A 21,902-nucleotide genomic window follows, 5' to 3' on the forward strand; every position below is an offset into this window, starting at 1 on the left:
CACCGGGGGAACCGCCCGGCCGCGCCCGCGGAACCCCCGGGAGGCGGCCGAGGGACACCGGGGCGGAAGAGAAGACCTGCGGTCGCCGAGCCGCCCGGCGCCGAAGTGAACGGGGTAGCCGAGTGCCCACCGCGATAGCCGTCACCAGCCGCGAGCTGGTCCTCCCGCCGACCGACGGGCAGACCCCGCCGGCCGTGGTGCTCCCGCCCCCGGACGAGCAGCCCCTGGAGACCGCGCTCGCCGAGACCGCCGCCCTGCTGGACCGGCAGGGTCACCTCGTGGTGCTCCACCCCGCCGCCGACCCGCCCGCCGTCGCGCAGCGCCTGCACACCGTTCGCGCGCTGCTGGAGAGCGACCGGATCGCCCTGCTGCCGCTGGAACTGCCGCCGCTCGCCGTCGCGGTGCTCGCCCGTCAGCTGCGCCGACTGACGGTGTGCGACCTCAGCCCCGGCGTACTGGCCTGCGCCGCACGGCTGCTGACGCACTATCTGCACGCCGGGGCCCGGCTGAACAGCGTCGCGCGGCTGGACCGGGTGCCGGTCGGGCTCACCTCGCACGTCTCGTCGTGGCTGCCCGGTGCCCAGTTCGGCGTGCTCGCCCACCCCACCCCGAAGCTGGTCCGGATCGGCGGCGGGGAGGACACCCTGCCCGCCCCCGGCTACCCCACCGAACTCACCGTCGCGCACAGCCACCCCGACCAGCACCCCCGCGGCACCGACTGGGTCACCGGAACCCTCGCCGCCCAGTGGCGGACCAGCGGCGTCCAGGAGGTCCCGCTGCCCGCGCAATCGGCGCGCTGGTGGGGCACCGGCCGGCTGACCGAGTTCACCGCCGCGATCGGCGACCTGTCCGTGCTCTACCAGCTGGTCACCTCGGTACGCCGGACCGGGTGCCACTGGTGCGGGCAGGACCTGCTCGGCGACCGCTGCGCGTTCTGCTCCGCCCCGGTGCCGCGGGACGGCGGCGGCCCGCTCGGCGCCCTCCCCGCCACCGCCCGCCCCGCCCTGACCCGCCGCCCCTGAGTCCCGCCCTTCGAACGAGGTTCTCCGTCCCATGAATGTTCGCCAGCGACGCGGCGTCATCCTGCTGATCCTGTCCGGCCTGTGCGCCCTCGGCGCGTTCGCCGGGGTGCTCGCGGTCATCGACGACGTGGAGTCCAAGGTCGGCCCGGAGACCACCGCGTACAAGCTCAAGGCGGACATACCCGCGTACCGGGCGCTCGGCGAGGGCGAGTTCGAGAAGGTCTCGATGCCGGAGCGGTGGCTCCCGGAGACCGCGGTCACCGACCTCGCCGGCATCCGCGGCAAGATCGCCGTCACCCCGCTGCGCAAGGGCTCGCTGCTCCAGACCGACATGATCGTGGACCGGCCGGCCCTGCGGCCCGGGGAGCAGGAGATCGCCATCATGATCGACGCCGCCACCGGGGTGGCCGGCAAGATCACCCCGGGGGCCGCCGTCAACATCTACGCCACCTTCGAGGGCACCCGGGAGGGTGAACCCGCGGTCTCCCAGCTGATCGTGGCCGGCGCCCGCGTCATCGACGTCGGCAGGCTCACCGCCCTGGAACCGGACGCCGACGACGACCGGCGGCCCGGTGAGGCGGTGCCCATCACCTTCGCCCTGACCACCCCGGACGCCCAGCGCGTCGCCTACGCCGAGTCCTTCGCGACCCATGTGCGGCTCGCACTGGTCGCCCCCGGCGGGGACACCGCCGTCGCCCCGGACGAGCGTACGTACACCCTCGACGGCGACACCCAGGAGGCGGACCGGTGACGATCAGGGTCCTCGCGGCCGTCGGCGACCCGGAGGCGGCGCGGGTGCTGGACGGGCTGCTCGGCCGGCTCCCGGACGCCGAACCCCTGCCCCGGGCCGGCGACTCGGCCCGGCTGCTGGACACCCTCGGCGGGCTGCCGGCCGCGGACCTGCCGGAGGTGGTGCTGGTCCACGAGGACATCGGGCCCACCCCCGCCCTGGAACTCATCCGCGAGGTGGCGCTCCGCTTCCCCGCGGTCGGCGTGGTGCTGCTGACCGCCGACGCCGGACCCGCCCTGTACGCGGCGGCGATGGACTCCGGCGCCCGCGGCGTCGCCGGGCTGCCGCCGGCCGGCGACGAACTGGCCGCCCGGGTGCGCGCCGCCGCCCGGTGGGCCACCGGCGTGCGCCGCCACCTCGGCGGCGGGCAGGCCCCGCCGCCCGGGCCCGGCGGCACCCTGGTCGCGGTCACCGGCGCCAAGGGCGGGGTGGGGACCACCGTCACGGCGGTGCAGCTGGCCCTCGCCGCGGCGGCCGCCGGGCGCGAGGTGGCCCTGGTGGACCTCGACCTGCAGTCCGGTGACGTCGCCTCCTACCTCGACGTGCAGTTCCGGCGCTCCATCGCCGACCTGGCGCAGATCACCGACATCACCCCGCGGGTGCTCCAGGAGGCGGTGTTCACCCACCGCACCGGGCTCGGCCTGCTGCTGGCCCCCGCCGACGGGGAGCGCGGCGAGGAGGTCACCGACACCGCCGCCCGGCACATCCTGAGCGCCCTGCGGTCCCGCTTCGAGGTCGTGGTGGTGGACTGCGGCACCCACCTCACCTCCGCCGGCGCCGCGGCCGTCGAGGCCGCCGACACCGCCCTGCTGGTCACCACCCCGGACGTGGTCGCGGTACGGGCCGCCAAGCGCGTGGTGCGGCTGTGGGACCGGCTCCGCGTCCGCAAGGCCGAGGACACCCTCACCGTGGTCAACCGGCACACCCGCGCCGCCGAGATCCAGCCCCGGCTGGTGGCACGGGCCACCGGCACCCGTGCCGCCCGGACCACCGTCCCGGCGGGCTACAAGGAACTGCAGCCGGCCGTGGACTCCGGCCGGATGCACGAACTGGACCCCCGGTCCGCGGTGCGCCGCGCGCTGTGGGCGCTGGCCGGGGAGCTGGGCCTGGTCACCGTCGCCGCGGACGGCGGGGAGCACCGCGGCGGCGGGACCTCCGCCCGCGCCCTGCCCGGCCTGCGCCGCCGCCGTGCCATAACGGCCGGTCCGGCGGAGTCCGGCGGCGACGGCACCCCACCGCCCGGCCCGGACGGCACCGGCCCGGGGGCCCTCACCCGGGTGCCCTCCGGCCGCTTCGGCCGCCGCCGCGGCGAGCGCGGCCCGCGCGGTGACGGGGGCGCCCGCGACGACCGGGGACAGGTGACCGTGGAGTTCCTCGGCGTGCTGCCGATGGTGCTCGGGGTGCTGGTGGTGCTCTGGCAGTGCGTCCTGACCGGCTACACCTACTCCCTGGCCGGCGACTCGGCGGACCGGGGGGCGCGGGCCGGCGCGGCGGCCCGCGGCGGCGGGGGTGCCGCGGCCTGCGCGGCGGCGGCGCTGGAGGAACTGCCCGCGGCCTGGCGGGAGAACACCACCGTGGACTGCGGCCGGGACGGCGCGCTGTGGCGGGCCACGGTCCGGGTCCGGGTGCCGGCGGTCTTCCCCGGCGCGGCCCACCTCCCCTGGACGGTGACCGGCACCGCGGGCGCGGCGGCGGAGGAGACCTGAGATGAGCACCGGACACCACCCGCCGGCCCCGGGCCCGGACCGCCGTGACCGGGCGCTGTGCGACCGCGTGCTGTGGCGCCGGGCGCCGGGCGGCCACCGGCTGTGCGGCCCCGTGCCGCGGGGCGGCGTGGCAGGACGCCGGACGCCGTGCGGGCGCGTCCCGCGCGGCCGGGCGCGCTGCGACCGGGGGCGCCGCCGGGACCGGGGCATGGCGTCGATCGAGTTCCTCGGGTTCCTGCCGCTGCTGCTGGCCGTCGCGCTCGGCGCGATCCAGCTGGGCATCGGCGCGTACACCGCGCAGCAGGCCGGCACCGCCGCGCGCGCCGCGGCCCGGACCGCCGCCCTGGACGACCCGGTGGCCGGCCCGGCGCAGGCCGGGCGGGCGGCGGTCAGCGGCTGGCTCGCCGACGGGACCACCATCTCCGTCAGCGACACCGGCGGCGAGGTCCGGGCCACCGCGCGGATCGAGATCCCCTCGGTCATCCCCGGGGTGAGCTTCGGCACCGCCGAGCGCACCGCCACCATGCCGCGCACCCGGGACACCCCCGTCACCCCCCTGCCGCCCCCGGTCCCCGGGCGGCCCGGCCCGGTCCGCGGCCGCGGCCGGGAGCGGAGGTGCCCGATGAGCCTGCGTTCCCGGCTGGCCGCCGCCGGCACCCCCGACGACCGGCGCGGCGAGGACGGCCACCTGGTCACCGTCTACCGGACCCGGCTCCTGGAGGAGATCGACCTCGCGGAGATGTCCTCGCTCACCGCCGCGGAGCGCCGGTCGCGCCTGGAGCGGGTGCTCGGCCACATCATCAGCCGCGAGGGACCGGTGCTCTCCACCGCCGAACGGGACCGGCTCATCCGCCGGGTGGTGGACGAGGCGCTGGGCCTGGGCGTCCTGGAACCCCTGCTGGAGGACGCCTCCATCACCGAGATCATGGTCAACGGCCCGGACCAGATCTTCGTGGAGCGCGCCGGCCGGGTGGAGCCGGTGCCGGTGCGGTTCGCCTCCGAGGAACAGCTGATGCAGACCATCGAACGCATCGTCTCCACCGTCAACCGCCGCGTGGACGAGTCCCATCCGATGGTGGACGCCCGGCTGCCCAGCGGCGAACGCGTCAACGTCATCATCCCGCCGCTCGCCCTCACCGGCCCCACCCTCACCATCCGCCGCTTCCCCCGCGTCTACACCCTCCGCGAACTGATCGGCATGGGCACCCTGGACGAGCACATGCTGCTGCTGCTCGCCGCGCTGGTGCGGGCGAAGTTCAACGTGGTGGTGTCCGGACCCACCGGCTCCGGCAAGACCACGCTGCTCAACGCGCTCTCCGGGCTCATCCCGGACGGCGAGCGCATCATCACCGTCGAGGACGCCGCGGAACTCCAGCTCCAGCAGTCCCACGTGATCCGGCTGGAGTCCCGGCCGCCCAACGTCGAGGGCAAGGGCCGGATCACCATCCGCGACCTGGTCCGCAACTCGCTGCGGATGCGCCCCGACCGGATCATCGTCGGCGAGGTGCGCGGCGGCGAGACCCTGGACATGCTCCAGGCCATGTCCACCGGCCACGACGGGTCGCTGGCCACGGTGCACGCCAACAGCGCCGAGGACGCCCTGATGCGGCTGCAGACGCTGGCGTCCATGTCGGAGGTGGCCATCCCGTACGAGGCGCTGCGCGACCAGATCAACAGCGCCGTGGACTGCATCGTCCAGCTCGCCCGGTACGCCGACGGCTCGCGCCGGGTCAGCGAGATCGCACTGCTGGACAGCCACGGCCACGAGGAGTACCGGATCACCACCGTCTGCCGCTTCGACGCCCTGCCGATGGGTGCCGACCGGGTGGTGCGCGGCCGGTTCGCCCACTTCCCGCTGCCCGGCCGGGCCACCGAACGGCTCCGGCTGGCCGACGAACCGGTGCCGGCGGCCTTCGGGACGGCGGCCCCCGGGACCACTGCCCCCGGGGCGTACGGCGGTACGGGCGGCGCGGGGCCGGCCGGGGGCGTACGGCGGGGGCGGGCGGCGCCCCGGGGGAGCGGTACGGCGGTGCCGGCCGGGCCACCGGAGGCCACCATGGCTGACCTCGCCCTGCTCACCCTGGGCGGCACCGTGCTGTGCGGCGCGCTCGCCGTGGCCGGGGCGCACACCTACCTCTCCGGCCGTGCCCGGCACCGGGCGCTGGTGGACCGGCTCGCCGACGACGGCCCGCCGCCCCCGGGCGGCCGCCCGCGCCGCTTCACCGCCCTCGACCGCGCGATCCGGGCCACCGGCGCCGGCCGCCGGCTGGAGCGGCGGCTGGCCGCCACCGGTCTCGACCTCACCCCGGCCGAGTTCACCGTCCGCACCGCGGGGGTGGCGGCCGTGCTGTGGGTGGTCGCCGCCACCTCCCTCGCCGCCTTCTTCGGCCCGATCGCCGCGCTGGTCGCCGTCTGGTCCGCCTTCGCCCACCTCGACTGGCAGCGTCAGAAGCGCATCGAGAAGTTCATCAACCAGCTCCCGGAGCTGTCCCGCATCCTGGCCAACGCCACCCAGGCCGGACTGGCGCTGCGGACCGCGCTGGGCATGGCGGCCGACGAGATGGAGGCGCCGGCCGGGGAGGAACTCGCCAAGGTCGCCGCCCGGCTCGCCGTCGGGCACTCCGTCGACGACGCCCTGGGGGAGCTGGCCGAACGGCTGCCGTCGCGGGAGCTGGTCGTCCTGGTCACCACGCTGGTGCTCGCCAACCGGGCCGGCGGCACCGTCGTCACCTCGCTGCGCAACCTCACCCAGACGCTGGAGGAGCGGAAGGAGACCCGGCGGGAGATCCGCACCCAGCTGTCCCAGGTCACCGTCACCGCCTATGTGGTGCCGCTGATGGGCGTGGGCACCCTGCTGCTGGTGGACAAGATCGCGGCCGGCTCGGTCGAGCGGATGACGGCGACCTTCTGGGGGCAGGCCGCGGTCGTCGTCGCCTTCGGCCTCTACGGGCTCGGGTTCTTCCTCATCCGCCGGCTGTCGAAGATCGACGTATGACCGGGCCCGCGCCGCGGGACGGCACCGAAGACGAGGGACACGCCAGGTCCGCGGGCGGCCTGCCCGGCGGCACCCGGCACCTCGATCAGCGGGTCCCGTGGGCAGGACGGGGCGGCACCACGGGCAGGACGGCACCACGGGGGAGAGGACACCGGGGATGCGAGGGGCACCGGGGGGGGGGAAGGGGCACCGGGGATGAGAGGGGATGAGAGGGGACCGAGGATGAGGAGGGCCGGCGCCCGATGAGCGGACCGGGACTGCTGCTCGCCCTCGCCATGGGCCTGTCCGTGGCGGGCATCGCCTACGGCATCGCGCTCTGCCGCAGCGAGGCGAAACTCCCGCCCGACCTGGCGGTCGCCCTGGAGGTGGGCGCCACCCGCACCACCGCGGTGGGCTCCGCAGTGGACCGGCTCGGCATGCGCTGGGCGCCGCTGGTGCTGCGGCTGATGGGCGACAAGCGGGTCGCCCGGGTGCGCCGCCGGATCGACCTGGCGGGCAACCCGGGCGGTCTGACCGTGGACCGCTACGCCGCCCGCCGCGCGGTCTACGGCATCCTCGGCTTCGGCGGCGCGCTGGTGATGCTCGCCAAGGGCCAGCTGGTGGCGGCGGTGCTGCTGGTCGCGTTCGGCGTGTTCTGGATCGAGGTCGGCATCTGGGCGGCGGTACGGGAGCGGAAGGACGCCATCGAGCGGACCCTGCCGGACTTCCTCGACGTGCTGGCGGTGGTGGTCAGCGCCGGGCTCGGCTTCCGGCAGGCACTGGACCGCGTCGCGGACAAGTACCAGGGGCCGTGGGCCGACGAACTGCGCATCACCCTGCGGCAGATGGACATGGGCGTCAGCCGCCGGCAGGCGTTCGAGGAACTGCGCAGGCGCAACGACTCCGAGCAGGTCGCCCAGTTCGTCACCGCCCTCCAGCAGGGCGAGGAGCTGGGCGCCCCGATCGTGGACACACTGATCGCCATCGCGAACGACATGCGCCGCACCGACGCCCAGAACGCCCGCCGCCGGGCCGCCCGGGCGGTCCCCAAGGCCACGATGGTGATCACCACCTTCATGGTCCCGGGCACCATGATCCTCCTCATCGCCGGGTTCTTCCTCGGCTCCGGCACCGACTTCGGTACCGTCACCGGCGACTGACGCCCCGTCGGCCGGCCACCCCGGCGTGGGCCCGCGGCGCCCGGGGCGGACGGTATCGAAACGGTTGCCGTTGCCCGCAAAACCTTCGCGGCTGCAACGCGTTATGGAAGAGTCGGTACCCGGCCGCCCGAACCGCCAGGCCCGGCCGGTCCGGGCGGCCGTACCGGCGCGGACCCCGGCCCCGCGCGGTACCCGGGTGGCTCGGCGGGAGGGGGTGGCAGGCGATGGGCCACGGTGGCGCGCCCGCACGCCCGCCGTCCGCCGGTGGCGCCCCCGTCCGCCCTTCGGCTCCCGGCGGCGCCCCCGTACGCCCGCCGGCTCCCGGTGGCGCGCCCGCGCCCGCGCCGTACCCCGGCGGTGCACCCGCGCACCGGCCGCCCCGCGGGGGTGAACCCGCGCACGCCGCGGGCGGATCGCGCCCGGTGCCCTGTTCCGGGGCCGGTTCCCCGGCGTACGTTTCTTCTGCCGCGTCGTCTGTCGCGGGCGGCAGCACGGGGGTCGGATCGCCGGACCAGCAGGGGACGGCAGCCCATGAAGGGGAACACGATGGGAAAGCGCGTTGTGCGGAACAACGTGACGGGCGACCGGGGGCAGACCTCGATCGAGTACCTGGGCATCATCGCCGTGGTGGTCGCCATCGCCCTGGTGCTGATGACCACGGACTTCGGCAGCATGATCGCGGGGGCCATCTCGGACGAGATCGCCAAGATCACCGGCTGACCCGAGGGCTTACCGGTCGGATGTCCGCACCGAACACCGGACCCCGCGCCCCGTCCCGCCCCCGCCCGCCCGGCACACCGCCGGACCGGGCGCCGCACCGCCGCCCTCCGGGCCGTGCTCCGGCCCCGCCCTCGGGGCCCCTGCTCCGGGCCGCGCTGCGTTCCGCGCGCCGCCGGGGTGACGCGGGCCAGGCGTTCCCCTCTACCTCACCGCCGTCGCCGGGCTGCTCTTCCTCGCGCTCGCCTACTTCGCCGTGGGCCGGGCCGGCGCCATCCGCAACGAGGGGCAGACCGCCGCCGACGCCGCGGCCCTCGCCGCCGCGCAGGCCCACCGCGACCAGTTGCGCACCGCGCTGCTCCGCTCCGTCCTCGACGGCGGCGACTGGGCCGACCTGCTCCAGGGGCGCGGCCCGGGAGCCCCGGCCGCGTGCGCGGAGGCGGCCCGGTTCGCGGACCGGAACGGCGCGGACCTGACCGGCGCCGGCTGCCTGCCCGGCCATCTGCCGACCTCCTTCACGGTGACGGTCAGGACCCGGGACACCGTGGGCCGGTCGGTCATCCCGGGCACCGAGGACCGGCACGCCAGGGCGACGGCCCGGGCGGTCGTGGAACCGCGCTGCGTCCCCGACCCGGTGGCCGTCCCGCCCTCCCCGGGCCCCCGTACCGGACCCCACCGCGTCCCGCCCCTGGCGCACCCGGCGGCCGGGACGGCACCGCCGGGGACGGGGACGAGGACGAGGCCCGGGAGGGGGGCCGCAGGGGGACGAGGACGAGGGCGGGGACGAGGCCAGGGACGGGTCCGCCGGGGACGAGGGGGAGGACGGAGCGCGTGGGAACCGCGGCGGGAAACCGCCACTGGGGCTCGACTGCGACGGGGAGCCCCTGGTGATCGACCCCGGGCACCCCGAGCTCTTCCCCGAGGCGAAGGACCTGTTCTCGGTGCGCCTCGCCGACCGATGAAGGACGCACGAGCGACGAGCGAAGGGCTTCCCTGATGAGGATGCGGCCAACGACCCGGCGCCGGTGGCGCCTGCTCCCCGTGGTGTTCGCCTCGGCCTGCGCCCTGGTGCTCACCGGCTGCGGCGGCGGGGACGGGGGCGGTGACGACGACGGAACGGCGGCCCCCACCCGCACCGCGCCACGGGCCACCGGCGACCCCGGGCCGGCCCCCGCCGCCCGGCCGACCGAGGTCATCGGGGAGGCCAGGGGCCCGGCCGGGGTGGTGGTCACGCTCCACTCGGCGGTCCGCGACGAGGGGGGCTTCGTCACCGTCCAGGGCACCGTCACCAACCGCGGGTCCAAGTCGTTCAACGCGCTGACCTGGCGGTCGAAGGAGACCGAACTGCACTCGCAGTCCTCCCTCTCCGGCGCCTCCCTGGTCGACCAGGCCGGACGGAAGCGGTACCTGATCCTCCGTGACACCGACGGCGAGTGCCTGTGCACCACCGGGCTGGTCGGCATCAAGGTGGGGGAGAGCCGGCCGGTCTTCGCCCAGTTCCCGGCGCCGCCGAAGGACGTCACCGAGGTGGACTTCCACCTCCCCGCGATGCCGCCGATCCGCGTCGAGCTCACCGGGTGAACCGGCCATGACGACGACCGCACCCGCCCCGCCTCCCGGCACCCGCCGCCCGGCCGCCGCCCGCCCCGGGCCGAAGCGGGGTGCGGCCCGCCGCGGCGCCCTGGTCGCGGCGGTGGCCGCCGCGCTCCTGGCCGGCCCGGCCGTCCCCGCTGGCGCCGACCTGCGGTCCCGCCCCGCCGTCCCCGCCGGCGCGGACCGCCCGGCCGGGCCGGCCGCCCCCCTCGGGCCGGCCGTCGCCGCCGCGCCCGCTGTCCCGGCGGCCGCTCCCGTGCGGTCCTCCGCATTCACCGGCCCCGGCCTCCCCGCGGGTGCGGCCGTCCTCACGGGTGCGGCCCGGCCGCCCGGGGGCGGGGGCCTGCCGGACCGTCACCGGGCCGTCGCGCACCGGACCGACGAGGGCCCCGGCGCCCCGGTGGAGACCACGCCCCCGGTACCGATCGACCCCGACGACCCCGACCTCCGGCTGCCCGGCGGGGCGCGGCTGGCGCCGGGCCGGGTGCTCGACATCAAGTCCGTGGTGGAGACGGACGACGGGGAGGAGCGGCGCGAGGACACCAACGAGAAGGTGACGTTCGCCCTCCAGGCCGAGGTGCTCTTCGGCAAGAACAGCGCCCGGCTCGGCAAGGAGGCCACCGCCCGCATCCGCACCATCGCGGGGGAGATCGAGCGGAGCGGTGCCACCACCGTGCGGGTGTTCGGCTTCACCGACAGCCTGGGGTCCTCCGCACACGGCGACCGGCTCTCCAAGGAGCGCGCCAACTCCGTCCAGCGGGAGCTCACCAAGTACCTCGGCCCCTCGGTGCGTTACGAGATCCGCGGCTACGGCGAGCAGTACCCGATCGCGGACAACGCGACCGAGGAGGGCCGCCGGAAGAACCGGCGGGTGGAGGTGAGCTTCCCGCGCGGGGTCTGACCCGGGCTCCCGGACGCGCGCGGCGCACGCAGGAGTTCGGAGCGCGCGGCCGGCGCCTGCCACCGCCCGCGCCGCCCCGCGCGCCCGGTGTACGGGCCGGAGCACGGCCGGCCGGGCCGCCCCCCCTGACGCGGACCGGTTTCGGGGCGGCTCGGCCGGGCCCGGGGGCGCGGAGGGCCGGCGCTGTGTGGTCGGACGGTGTGCGGGACCGGCCTGTGAGGCGGCGGTCGGACGGTGCGGGGACGGCCGGCCGTGGGCCCGGGGGCGCGCAGGGCCGGCGAGAGGCGGTCGGACGGGGCGTGGGGGACCGGCCGGGGGACGACCGGACGGTGTGCGGGACCGTGCCGCGGGACGATCGGACGGCGCGTGGGACCGGCCGGAGGACGGTCAGACGGCGTGCGGGGCGGGGCGTATGTCCAGCCGGACCCCCCGGCGCACCCCCCAGCGCTCCATCGCCCCCCGCCTCCGCCTCCAGGACGTGGCGGGCCCGGAGCCTCGGCAGTCCGAGACGGCCGGGCCGCATGGTGCGGACCGCCAGCACCGTCAGCCTGCGGTCGAGGTAGGCCACATCGATGGCGAAGCGCATCCGCACGGTGTGCACCCCGGCGGCGGGCGTCAGCAGCAGCCCCCCGTCGATCCCGTCCCGCCCCAGCAGCCCCCCGGCTGCGGGCCCGGTAGGAGGCGGCGATCTCCACCGGCACCAGGACCACCCCGCCCGTCCCCGCCGCCTCACGTGCCCCCCGTCGCCCCGTCCGCGTCCGCCGTCCCGTGCGTCTCTGCCTCCGCCGCCCCGGCCGCCGGACGGCTCGTGTCCGTCACCCCGTGCGCGCCCGCGAGTCCGTCCGCCCTCGCACGACCCGCGCTCCCCGCCGTGCCCTCCGCACCCGGTCCGGGGTCCCCGGGGTCCGCGGCGCCCTCCGCCGGGCGGCCCGGCACCACGAGCAGCGCCGCGCCGTCCGTCCGCCACCGGACCATGGCCGTCACCCTTCCGCCGTCGCCGTCGCCGCTGTCACCGTCACCGTCCCCGTCCCGCAGGTTCCTGCCCCGTTCCCCGGGGCCCGGCGCCGGTGGTCCGGGCGCCGCCCCGCGAGTGTTCCACCGTTCGGCGGCTTCCGTAGGCTCGGTCCGTGCATCTGGTGCTGATCGTCGCCGCCGCCGCGTACGGAGCCGTCGCCGGCCTCCTGGTGCCCCGCCCCCGCTACCGGCTGGCGGTCGCCCCCGAGGAGCCGTGGCGGTACCGCTGCCCGCAGGGGCATCCGCTCACCGGCCCGGCCGGGGGCTGGCTCGGCCCCGCCCGCTGCCCGGCCTGCCCGGTGGAGCGGCGCCGCTTCTCGGTCCGCGCGGCGCCCGTCGCGGTGGCGCTCGCGGTGTTCTGCGGCGGGCTGGCGGCGGCGACGGGGGCGCGTCCGGAGCTGGCGGTGTGGCTGCTGCTGGCCCCGTTCGGCGCGCTGCTGGCGGGGGTGGACCGGGCGGTGAGCCGCCTCCCGGACGTGCTGACCCTGCCGATGGCAGCCGGGGCCGTTTCCTTACTCGGAGTAATCACACTGCTGCCGCGCGGCGCCGGCTCCTGGACCCGGGCGCTGCTCGGCGGGGCGGTGCTGGGCGGCGGGTATCTGCTGCTGTTCGTGATCAGTCCGACCGGCATCGGTTTCGGGGACGTCAAGCTCGCGCCGACGCTCGGTGTCGCCCTGGGGTGGTACGGCTGGGACGTGCTCTTCCTCGGTGCTTTCGCCGGTCCGCTGCTGGGCGCGGTGCACGGTGGCTGGCTGGTGCTGACCCGGCGGGCGGGGCGGAAGACCGCCCTGCCGTTCGGCCCCTTCATGCTCGCCGGAGCGGGCGCGGGGGTGGTCCTGGGGGCCCTCGGAACCGCCTGAGACCCCCGGCGCGAGCCACGCCGGGCGCGCCGGTGCTCCCATCACCCCTCACGAAGGGTTATGGTGGAAGCCCCCCCTCGGGCCGGTCCGTATCCCCCCACGGACCGGCCCGCTCCTTTCCACCGTCCCGCCACCCCCGCCGGCGCTGGCGCGTCCCGCCGCCCTTCCCCGCCGGCCCTGGCGCGCCCTCCGCCGGCCGTCCCCGCCGGCCTGCCCGGGCCGGGACCGCCCGCTCCCGGCCCGGCCGGCGCGGCGCTGACCCGGGGGCCCGGGGGCGGGGGCCGACTGCGGACCCGGGGCCCGGGGGCGGGGGCCGTCACGCAGCGGGCGGGGCTCCCTGGCCGGGCGGGGGACCGACCGGCGAGAATGCCGTCCATGGACGAGCGGCTCGACGACACCTCCCGCGCCGCCCCGGCGCCCCCGGCGGCGGACCGGATCACCACCCCCCTCACCATGGAGCTGCTGCGCGGTGCCGTGGAGCTGGAGGACACCGGTCGGGGACTGCTGCCGCACCGGCTGCCCGCCCGGGCCCGGGCGCAGGGCGCCGACGGGCAGCTGGCCATGGCCGAGGCCCAGCCCTCCGGCGTACGGCTGGCGTTCCGCACCCGGGCCACCACCGTCGAACTGGACGTGCTGCCGGTCCGGAACGCCTACCAGGGCGCTCCGCCGCGTCCCCCGGGCGTCTACGACCTGTTCGTGGACGGCCGGATGGCCGGGCAGGCCGGTGCCACCGGCGGCGACGTGGTGACGGTCGACATGGCCACCGGGGCGACACAGCTGCGGCCCGGCCCGGTCGGTTCCGTCCGGTTCGCCGGCCTCCCCGACCGGGTGAAGGACGTGGTGGTCTGGCTGCCGCACAACGAGGTCACCCAGCTCGTCGCGCTGCACACCGACGCCCCGGTGGAACCGCTGCCGGACGACGGCCGCCGGACGTGGGTGCACCACGGCAGTTCGATCAGCCACGGCTCCGACGCCGCGAGCCCCAGCGCCACCTGGCCCGCGGTGGCCGCCTCGCTGGGCGGCGTGGAGCTGACGAACCTGGGCCTGAGCGGCAGCGCCCTGCTCGACCCGTTCACCGCCCGCACCCTGCGCGACCTCCCCGCGGACCTGATCAGCGTCAAGATCGGCATCAACCTCGTCAACACCGACCTGATGCGGCTGCGCGCCTTCGGCCCCGCCGTGCACGGCTTCCTCGACACCATCCGCGAGGGCCACCCCGCCACCCCGCTGCTGGTCGTCTCGCCGCTGTACTGCCCCATCCACGAGGACACCCCCGGCCCCACCGCCACCGACCTCGGCGACCTGGCCGCGGGGCGGCTCACCTTCCACGCCGCAGGTGACCCCGAGGAGCGTGCCGCGGGCAAGCTGACCCTCAACGTCATCCGGGAGGAACTGGCCCGTATCGTGGCGCAACGGGCGGCCGACGACCCGCGGCTGAGCTATCTGGACGGCCGGGACCTCTACGGCGCGGCCGACTTCGCCGAACTGCCGCTGCCCGACCGGCTCCACCCGGACGCCGCGACCCACCGCCGGGTCGGCGAGCGCTTCGCCGGCCTGGTCTTCGGCCCCGGCGGGCCGTTCGCCCCCGAAGCCGCCTGAGCGGGCCGGTCCCGCCCGCCGTCCGGCGCGCGGGACCGTCGGCCGGGCCGGCCGACGCCCCGGTCACACTGCCCCGGCCGACGCCACCCCCGGGCGTATCGGCTCGTCCCCGGGCGTACGGCCCGGCCGCCGGCGGACCGCTCGTCCGCCGGCGGACCGCTCAGCCGCGGGAGGCCCAGATGTTCACGCCCTCGGTCGTCACGGCGAACGAGTCGATCTCGGCCAGTTCCTCGTCGGTGAGCGGAGCGGCCCCCAGTGCCGCCACGTTCGCCTCCAGCTGGGCCACGCCGGAGGCCCCGATCAGCGCCGAGGTCATCCGCTCGTCGCGCAGCACCCAGCCCAGGGCGAGCTGGGCGAGGGACTGGCCGCGCCGCCGCGCGATCTCGTTCAGGCCGCGCAGCCGCCGTACGTTCTCCTCGGTGAGCAGCCCCGGGTCCAGCGACTTGCCCTGGGAGGCCCGAGAACCGGCCGGGATGCCGTCCAGGTACCGGTCGGTCAGCAGCCCCTGCGCCAGCGGCGCGAAGGCGATGCACCCCATGCCCTGGGCCTGGAGGGTGTCCAGCAGCCCGTCGTCCTCGATCCAGCGGTTGATCATGGAGTACGAGGGCTGGTGGATCAGCGCCGGCACGCCCATCTCCCGCAGCAGCCGGGCCGCCTCCCGGGTCTGGCTCGCCGTGTAGGAGGAGACGCCCGCGTACAGCGCCTTGCCCTGCTGCACCGCGGACGCCAGCGCGCCCATGGTCTCCTCCAGCGGGGTGGCGGGGTCGAAGCGGTGCGAGTAGAAGATGTCCACGTACTCCACCCCCATCCGGCGCAACGAGGCGTCCAGGGACGACAGCAGGTACTTCCGCGAGCCCCACTCGCCGTACGGGCCGGGGTGCATCCAGTACCCGGCCTTGGTGGACAGGACCAGTTCGTCCCGGTACGGACGGAAGTCCTGCGCGAAGATCTTCCCGAAGTTCAACTCCGCGGAGCCGGGCGGCGGACCGTAGTTGTTCGCCAGGTCGAAGTGGGTGACCCCCAGGTCGAACGCGCGGCGCAGAATGGCGCGCTGGGAGTCGAGGGTGCGGTCGTCGCCGAAGTTGTGCCACAGGCCGAGGGAGACGGCGGGCAGCTTGAGACCGCTGCGACCACTGCGGCGGTACTCCATGGAGTCGTAGCGGGTGGCGGCGGCCCGGTAGGGGGACGTGGTGTCGTTCACAGCGGCATCCTGTTCCGGTGGCGGGTCCTCGCCAGGACGCTACAACGCCCGGACGTCTCCGGTTCGCCATGGCCCCGCCACCGCAGTAGGGTGACGAAACTGGGGGCGGACGCCACGGCAAGGCATGGAGGGGCTGGAACGTGAAGCTGCGCGACCTGGTGTACGGGCTCTACGCACGCCGGGTGGAAGGCCGCCTCGACCACGCCCAGGTGCCCAAGCACATCGGTGTCATCCTCGACGGCAACCGCCGCTGGGCCAGGGCCGACGGCCTCACCTACGAGCAGGGCCACCGGGCCGGCGCCAACAAGATCCACGACCTGCTGGGCTGGTGCGCCGAGACCGACGTCGAGGTGGTCACCCTCTGGCTGCTCTCCACGGACAACCTCAGCCGTCCGGAGGAACAGCTCACCCCGCTGCTCGGCATCATCGAGGACACGGTGCGCAACCTGGCCGCCGACGGCCGCTGGCGGGTCCACCACGTCGGCACCATGGACCTGCTCCCGGCCCGCACCCAGACGGTGCTCAAGGAAGCCGAGCAGGCCACCGACCACATCAGGGGGATACTCGTCAACGTCGCCGTCGGGTACGGCGGCCGGCAGGAGATCGCGGACGCGGTCCGCTCGCTGCTGCTGGACCACGCGGACCGGGGCACCTCGATGGAGGAGCTGGCCGAGACGGTGGACATCGACATGATCTCCGAGCACCTCTACACCCGGGGCCAGCCCGACCCCGACCTGGTGATCCGCACCAGCGGTGAGCAGCGGCTGTCCGGTTTCATGCTCTGGCAGAGCGCGCACTCGGAGTACTACTTCTGCGAGGTCTTCTGGCCCGCCTTCCGCAAGGTGGACTTCCTGCGGGCGCTGCGGGACTACGCGGCGCGCCACCGCCGGTACGGCAGCTGACCCCACCCTGCCGCCGCCGGGGCCCGCCCGGCCCCCCGCGAGCCCGTCCGGGCTCCGGCCCCCGCCTTCGTGCCGCCCTCAGGGCCCTGACGGGAGGCGGCTCGTCCGGCACCCGGCCCTCCACGCTCCGGCGCCCGCGGGGGCCCGGCATCCGCGTGACGTCCCGCCACCGGGCCCGCGGGCCGCCCCGTCGCTCCGGACATCGCCCGCCGCTCCCGCCGGCACACTCCCGCCGGCACCGCTCCGGCCGCGCCCGCGGCGCCGCACCCGCCCCCCGGCCGAGGACGGCCTCCGTACCGCCTCCCGTCCGCCCGGCCGCCGGGCCGGTGGCGCGCCCCGCTCCGCCGCCGCTCCGTCACTCCTCCGCCGGTGTCCGGCCGGCGCTCCGCCCGCCGCGGCCGACCGCGTCCGGTGGCGGGAAACCCGACGTCAGCGGCGCCGTACCGGGGGCCGCGCCGCCCGCCCGGGGGCCCGGCGCGGCGCCCCACCGGGCCCGATACATGAATGTTCACCCACGTGTTGCATATGCCAAGGCATGTGGATCCGGCTGCAGGGGAATATCCCTACAAGTCGACGCCCGCCCACGGGCGTCCGGCACCAGCGGGCGGCATTGGGGCCGCCCGCCCGGGAGGCCCTTTGCGTGACGACGATGTGCGGATCGTGCGCAGGCGCGAGGGCCGGTGCGCTCGGCCCCGCCCAGGGCCCCGCCCGGTCCGTCCCCCCGCTTGCGACGGGGACACCCCACTCCCGCGACGCAGTCGCACCCGACCTCTCCCGAGGGGGTTCGTCCACCCGTGGTGACCAGCACAAAGCGCCGCCAGCACGACCGGCGCACCTATGTCCTCGACACCAGCGTCCTGCTGGCCGACCCGAACGCCATGGCCCGCTTCGACGAGCACGAAGTCGTGCTGCCGGTCGTGGTGGTCACGGAGCTGGAGGCCAAGAGGCACCACCCGGAGCTGGGTTACTTCGCCCGGCAGGCACTGCGCCTGCTGGACGAGTACCGCATCCGCTACGGCCGCCTCGACGCCCCCATCCCGATCGGCGACCTGGGCGGCACGCTGCGCGTCGAGCTCAACCACTCCGACCCGGGTGTCCTGCCCGCCGCCTTCCTCACCCACGGCGGCCGGACCGGCGACAACGACTCGCGGATCCTGGCGGTGGCCAGGAACCTGCAGGCCGAGGGGTACGACGTCACGGTCGTCTCCAAGGACCTGCCGTTGCGCATCAAGGCGTCCTCGGTCGGACTGCTGGCCGAGGAGTACCGTGCCGAGCTGGCCATCACCGACTCCGGGTGGACCGGAATGACGGAACTGTCGGTGAGCGCGGAGCAGATCGACGACCTGTTCACCACCGAGACGGCGTACCTGCCGGAGGCCGCCGGGCTGCCGGTCCACACCGGACTGGTGCTCCAGTCCGAGCGCGGCAAGGCGCTGGGCCGGGTGGCCGCGGACGGACGGGTCCGGCTGGTGCGCGGCGACCGGGAGGCGTTCGGCATCCACGGCCGCAGCGCCGAGCAGCGGATCGCGCTCGACCTGCTCCTCGACCCCGAGGTGGGCATCGTCTCGATGGGCGGCCGGGCGGGCACCGGCAAGTCGGCGCTGGCGCTGTGCGCGGGGCTGGAGGCGGTGCTGGAGCGCCGGCAGCACCGGAAGGTGATGATCTTCCGTCCGCTGTACGCGGTCGGCGGCCAGGAGCTGGGCTACCTGCCGGGCACCGAGGCCGAGAAGATGAACCCGTGGGCCCAGGCGGTCTTCGACACCCTCTCCGCGGTGACCACGGCGGACGTGATCGAGGAGGTCGTCTCGCGCGGCATGCTGGAGGTGCTGCCGCTCACCCACATCCGGGGGCGTTCGCTGCACGACGCCTTCGTCATCGTGGACGAGGCGCAGTCACTGGAGCGGAACGTCCTGCTCACGGTGTTGTCGCGGATCGGTGCCAACTCCCGCGTGGTGCTCACCCACGACGTCGCGCAGCGGGACAACCTCCGGGTCGGCCGGTACGACGGCATCGTCGCGGTGGTGGAGAAGCTGAAGGGTCACCCGCTCTTCGCACACGTCACCCTCACCCGCTCGGAGCGCTCGCCCATCGCGGCACTGGTGACCGAAATGCTGGAGGACGTACATATCTGAACGGAGATTCGGGAGTTAGCCGGATTTTCGCGATTCAGGAAGGGTGTCGTCATTCGTCGGTGTGAACGATGACGGACACTTCACCTCATAGGGTGTATGCGGTGCAGGCGCCGCACGGAAAGCGAAGTAGCTTAGCCGTGCGGCGCCTTGCTGTGTCAGTGGTTCCGGGAAGACGCGGGCGCCGTGGCGGTGTGAGCTTTCCCACGCAACGTGGAATTGCTTCGGGGCGTCGCGATCCGGCAGGGTGTGGTTCCTGTCAGGCCCCGCATACGGCACATCCGTACCTTCACGGGTGCGGAACCACAGCAGCACCAGAACTGAACAGAGTTCGTCGTATGCCGCCCGAGCACCATGCGGACCTCCCGATGCGGGAGGACCCACCGGGTCCGTGCCTCCCGTGACCACTTCGGTCCCCGACCTTCCGTCAGGGCCCGGACCATGGAGGCCAGTGCCAGGGGCACGATTGCGCCCGCGTGGTCACCGATGCGGGCGACGCTGGAAGGAAACCGTGTGAGCCGGATTTCGGTCCGGGGATTCGCGGTGGCATCGGCCACTGCGGTCACCACTGTCGGCGCCGTCGTGGGTGTCGCCGCGGGCGATGACAAGAAGTCGCCCGAGCCGGTCGAGACCACCGCCGCTGCCGCCGACGCGACACTCCTCGCAGAGATCCCGGCCGGGCAGCAGGCCCAGGCGCAGACCGTCTCCCTGTCGCAGCAGGCGGAGATCCAGTCCACCGCCGCGGACGCGGAGGCGAAGAAGGCAGTCGAGGAGGCCGCGCGCAAGCAGGCCGCCGAGGACGCCAGGGCCAAGAAGGAAGCCGCCGAGGAGGCGGAGCGCAAGGCGAAGGCAGAGGCCGCGCGCAAGGCCAAGGAGCGCGAGGAGCAGAAGCTCGCCGCGAGCCGCTCCGCCACCCGGGACGCCAGTTCCTTCCCGCAGCAGTCCTCCTACACGGTCGCCGAGGTCCAGGCCATCGCCCGGCAGCTGGTGCCCGCCGACCAGTTCCAGTGCTTCAGCAACATCGTGAACCACGAGAGCACCTGGAACTACCGCGCCGTCAACCCGTCCTCCGGGGCGTACGGTCTGGTGCAGGCGCTGCCCGGTACCAAGATGGCGTCCGCCGGCGCGGACTGGCGGACCAACCCGGCCACCCAGATCAAGTGGGGCCTGAGCTACATGAACGAGCGCTACGGCAGCCCGTGCGGCGCCTGGTCGTTCTGGCAGGCCAACACCTGGTACTAGGCCGGCGCCGGGTGCCGGACCGGTGCCCGGGGCCACGCCGCCACCGGGTACCGGACCACCGACGGCGCGGCCCGCGCCACCCGTGACGGGCCGGACGGACCCGGCCACGGGCCGTGGATCGTCCCAACCGTCACCGAACGTTTTCCCGAAGCCCCCGACCGATCGGCCGGGGGCTTCGCGCATCCTCCGGTAACGTCGTGGCAGACGACGACGGGGGAAGTGGGGGTACCGAGACCGATGTCCAGATTGCCACGACTGGTCGGCAGGTTGGGGGCCGGGCTGACCCGGCTGTCCGTACGGCTCGACGCCAAGCGGGAGGCGCCGGAGCCCGCGGACGAGGCCGGCGTACGGCCGGCCGGCGGGGACGGGGAGCCCGGGGCGGACCCGCGGACCGCTCCCGCCGCCACGGCGAAGGCCGCCGCGGCCCCCGGCACCGGCGCCGTGGAAACGGCCCCGGACCGCCCGGCCCCGGCCTCCACGGAGGTTCCGGTTCCGGTCGCGCCGGGTGACGGGACCGGCGGGCCGGCGCCCGCCGCGACCCCGGTGGCGGTCCCGCCCCCGGCGGCCGTTGCCGTCGCCGACCCGGTCGCCGCGGTGCCCTACGGGGTCCGGGTCGCCGCCGAGGTGGGCTGGCGGCTGCTGGTGCTGGCCGGCACGGTCTGGGTGCTCATGCGCGTCATCAGCTCGGTGCAGCTGGTGGTCCTCTCCTTCACGGTGTCGCTGCTCATCACCGCCCTGCTGGAACCCACCGTCGCCCGGCTCCGCCGCCGCGGTGTGCCCCGCGGACTGGCCACCGCGCTGGTCTTCATCTCGGGCTTCGTGGTGATGGGACTGGTCTGCTGGTTCGTGGTCTGGCAGGTCATGGAGAACGTGGACGACGTCTCCAAGGAGGTCCAGCGGGCCATCGACGACTTCCGGGACTGGCTGACCAAGGGCCCGTTCCACGTCACCGAGGACCAGATCAACGACATCGCCAAGAACCTGCGCGAGGCGGTCGGGAACAACACCGAGGAGATCACCACCGCGGGCCTGGAGGGCGTCACCGTCATCGTCGAGGTGATGACGGGCATTCTGCTGGCGATGTTCAGCACCCTGTTCCTGCTCTACGACGGCCCGAAGATCTGGAACTGGGCACTGAAGATGGTGCCGGCCCCTGCCCGGGCGGGCGTCGCGGGCGCCGGCCCGCGCGCCTGGCAGACCCTCACCGCCTATGTGCGGGGCACGGTGATAGTGGCCCTGATCGACGCGATCTTCATCGGCGTCGGGATCTACTTCCTCGATGTGCCGATGGCCGTGCCGCTCGCCGTCTTCATCTTCCTCTTCGCCTTCATCCCGCTGGTCGGCGCGGTGGTCTCCGGGGCGTTGGCGGTGGTGGTGGCGCTGGTGACGGTGGACGCCTTCACCGCGGCCATGGTGCTGATCGTGGTGCTCGCGGTGCAGCAGATCGAGGGGCACATCCTGCAGCCGTTCATCCTGGGCCGCGCGGTCCAGGTGCACCCGCTGGCGGTGGTCCTGTCGGTCGCGGCCGGCTCGCTGATCGGCGGCATCGGCGGCGCGGTGGTCGCGGTTCCGCTGGTCGCGGTCGCCAACACCGTGGTCGGCTATCTGCGGGCGTACAGCAGCGAGGCCGCGGTCCGTGCCGCGGCGGCCGGCCGCCCGCCGGGCGGTGGGACGGTCCCGGTGGAGCACCGGCACGGCGCGACGGCGATCGAGGTGGCCCCGGTCCCGGCACCGGGGACGGTGGCCGCCTCCTCCGCCGGGGACGACCGCACCCCGCCGCCGGACCGCGCCTGACCCGGCCTCCCGGCGGTGCGGTGTCGCCCCCGGCACGGCCGGCGGCGAAGCACAGGTGCCGGCGGCCAAGCGCATGCCGGCGCGAGGCTGCACGGGCGGGGCGTCGCAGCGGGGCGGTTGGTGAAGGGGAGTTCGTGAGCGGGCGGAGTGTCCGTGAGGGGACGGGTGTCCGTGAGGGGACGGGGTGCCGCCCGTGATGCCGGCCGCGGGGGACTGTTCCCGGTGGTGCGGTGGGTGCGGTGGGGGCCGGTGGGACGCGGCTCCGGGCGTGACCCGGCCATGACGGTCATCACACGGC

14 protein-coding genes and 4 pseudogenes are annotated in these 21,902 nt (G+C 75.5%); 16 read left to right on the forward strand and 2 right to left on the reverse strand.

Annotated elements, in window-relative coordinates:
• Positions 1-122 precede the first annotated feature (122 nt).
• From IHE55_RS18975 to IHE55_RS31505, 10 genes and pseudogenes are all read left to right on the forward strand, one after another.
• The gene (locus tag IHE55_RS18975; protein ID WP_197990107.1) at positions 123-1,022 is read left to right on the forward strand and encodes a zinc ribbon domain-containing protein; all 900 of its coding nucleotides are present in this window, start codon (positions 123-125) and stop codon (positions 1,020-1,022) included.
• 31 nt (positions 1,023-1,053) lie between these two features.
• On the forward strand, positions 1,054-1,773 hold the full coding sequence (gene cpaB, locus IHE55_RS18980) for a Flp pilus assembly protein CpaB (RefSeq protein ID WP_197990108.1): 720 nt from the start codon (positions 1,054-1,056) through the stop codon (positions 1,771-1,773).
• On the forward strand, positions 1,770-3,518 hold the full coding sequence (locus IHE55_RS18985) for a CpaE/TadZ family protein (protein WP_197990109.1): 1,749 nt from the start codon (positions 1,770-1,772) through the stop codon (positions 3,516-3,518). Before cpaB ends, IHE55_RS18985 begins: the two co-directional genes overlap by 4 nt.
• 208 nt (positions 3,519-3,726) lie before the next feature.
• Positions 3,727-3,840: pseudogene (locus tag IHE55_RS32335) on the forward strand (TadE/TadG family type IV pilus assembly protein); the annotation flags it as partial.
• Positions 3,841-4,140: 300 nt separating this feature from the next.
• Positions 4,141-5,445: pseudogene (locus IHE55_RS18995) on the forward strand (TadA family conjugal transfer-associated ATPase); the annotation flags it as partial.
• Positions 5,446-6,018: 573 nt separating this feature from the next.
• Positions 6,019-6,513: pseudogene (locus IHE55_RS33195) on the forward strand (type II secretion system F family protein); the annotation flags it as partial.
• A 242-nt stretch (positions 6,514-6,755) separates the two neighbouring features.
• Positions 6,756-7,652, forward strand: coding sequence for a DUF5936 domain-containing protein (locus IHE55_RS19005; RefSeq protein WP_197990110.1), 897 nt, complete (start codon positions 6,756-6,758; stop codon positions 7,650-7,652).
• A gap of 546 nt (positions 7,653-8,198) precedes the next feature.
• Positions 8,199-8,372 carry a hypothetical protein gene (locus IHE55_RS19010; protein ID WP_197990111.1) on the forward strand — a complete coding sequence of 58 codons (174 nt, stop codon included), beginning with the start codon at positions 8,199-8,201 and terminating at the stop codon, positions 8,370-8,372.
• A gap of 999 nt (positions 8,373-9,371) precedes the next feature.
• Positions 9,372-9,950, forward strand: coding sequence for a hypothetical protein (locus tag IHE55_RS19020; protein ID WP_197990112.1), 579 nt, complete (start codon positions 9,372-9,374; stop codon positions 9,948-9,950).
• A 355-nt stretch (positions 9,951-10,305) separates the two neighbouring features.
• Positions 10,306-10,863 carry an OmpA family protein gene (locus IHE55_RS31505; protein WP_443742625.1) on the forward strand — a complete coding sequence of 186 codons (558 nt, stop codon included), beginning with the start codon at positions 10,306-10,308 and terminating at the stop codon, positions 10,861-10,863.
• Positions 10,864-11,250: 387 nt separating this feature from the next.
• Here the strand turns inward: IHE55_RS31505 and IHE55_RS19030 are convergent.
• Positions 11,251-11,573: pseudogene (locus tag IHE55_RS19030) on the reverse strand (DUF192 domain-containing protein).
• A gap of 417 nt (positions 11,574-11,990) precedes the next feature.
• On the opposite strand from IHE55_RS19030, the gene IHE55_RS19035 reads away from it, so the two are divergent.
• Positions 11,991-12,737: a prepilin peptidase gene (locus IHE55_RS19035; protein WP_197990114.1), complete on the forward strand. Its 747-nt coding sequence runs from the start codon at positions 11,991-11,993 to the stop codon at positions 12,735-12,737.
• Positions 12,738-13,112: 375 nt separating this feature from the next.
• On the forward strand, positions 13,113-14,336 hold the full coding sequence (locus IHE55_RS19040) for a GDSL-type esterase/lipase family protein (protein WP_197990115.1): 1,224 nt from the start codon (positions 13,113-13,115) through the stop codon (positions 14,334-14,336).
• 160 nt (positions 14,337-14,496) lie between these two features.
• Here IHE55_RS19040 and mgrA read toward each other — a convergent pair whose 3' ends face one another.
• Positions 14,497-15,537, reverse strand: coding sequence for an L-glyceraldehyde 3-phosphate reductase (gene mgrA / locus IHE55_RS19045; protein ID WP_197990116.1), 1,041 nt, complete (start codon positions 15,535-15,537; stop codon positions 14,497-14,499).
• Positions 15,538-15,677: 140 nt separating this feature from the next.
• Here mgrA and IHE55_RS19050 point away from each other — a divergent pair, with 140 nt between their 5' ends.
• The 4 genes from IHE55_RS19050 to IHE55_RS19065 all read left to right on the forward strand — a co-directional run bounded on the left by IHE55_RS19050 (position 15,678) and on the right by IHE55_RS19065 (position 21,604).
• On the forward strand, positions 15,678-16,439 hold the full coding sequence (locus IHE55_RS19050; protein ID WP_197990117.1) for an isoprenyl transferase: 762 nt from the start codon (positions 15,678-15,680) through the stop codon (positions 16,437-16,439).
• A gap of 794 nt (positions 16,440-17,233) precedes the next feature.
• The gene (gene phoH2 / locus IHE55_RS19055) at positions 17,234-18,571 is read left to right on the forward strand and encodes an RNA 5'-3' helicase PhoH2 (RefSeq protein ID WP_197990118.1); all 1,338 of its coding nucleotides are present in this window, start codon (positions 17,234-17,236) and stop codon (positions 18,569-18,571) included.
• A 510-nt stretch (positions 18,572-19,081) separates the two neighbouring features.
• The gene (locus IHE55_RS19060) at positions 19,082-19,810 is read left to right on the forward strand and encodes an aggregation-promoting factor C-terminal-like domain-containing protein (protein ID WP_504740319.1); all 729 of its coding nucleotides are present in this window, start codon (positions 19,082-19,084) and stop codon (positions 19,808-19,810) included.
• Between the two features lie 237 nt (positions 19,811-20,047).
• Entirely contained in the window at positions 20,048-21,604 is a 1,557-nt protein-coding gene (locus IHE55_RS19065) for an AI-2E family transporter (RefSeq protein WP_197990120.1), read from the forward strand.
• Positions 21,605-21,902 lie beyond the last annotated feature (298 nt).

The organism is Streptomyces pactum (assembly GCF_016031615.1).
In the GTDB taxonomy this organism is placed as follows: domain Bacteria; phylum Actinomycetota; class Actinomycetes; order Streptomycetales; family Streptomycetaceae; genus Streptomyces; species Streptomyces pactus.

Coding starts and splice junctions, on each gene's coding strand:
- cpaB (WP_197990108.1), top strand. CDS start 1,054: ATGAATGTTCGCCAGCGACGCGGCGTCATCCTGCTGATCCTGTCCGGC.
- IHE55_RS19005 (WP_197990110.1), top strand. CDS start 6,756: ATGAGCGGACCGGGACTGCTGCTCGCCCTCGCCATGGGCCTGTCCGTG.
- IHE55_RS19010 (WP_197990111.1), top strand. CDS start 8,199: ATGGGAAAGCGCGTTGTGCGGAACAACGTGACGGGCGACCGGGGGCAG.
- IHE55_RS19020 (WP_197990112.1), top strand. CDS start 9,372: ATGCGGCCAACGACCCGGCGCCGGTGGCGCCTGCTCCCCGTGGTGTTC.
- IHE55_RS19040 (WP_197990115.1), top strand. CDS start 13,113: ATGGACGAGCGGCTCGACGACACCTCCCGCGCCGCCCCGGCGCCCCCG.
- IHE55_RS19065 (WP_197990120.1), top strand. CDS start 20,048: ATGTCCAGATTGCCACGACTGGTCGGCAGGTTGGGGGCCGGGCTGACC.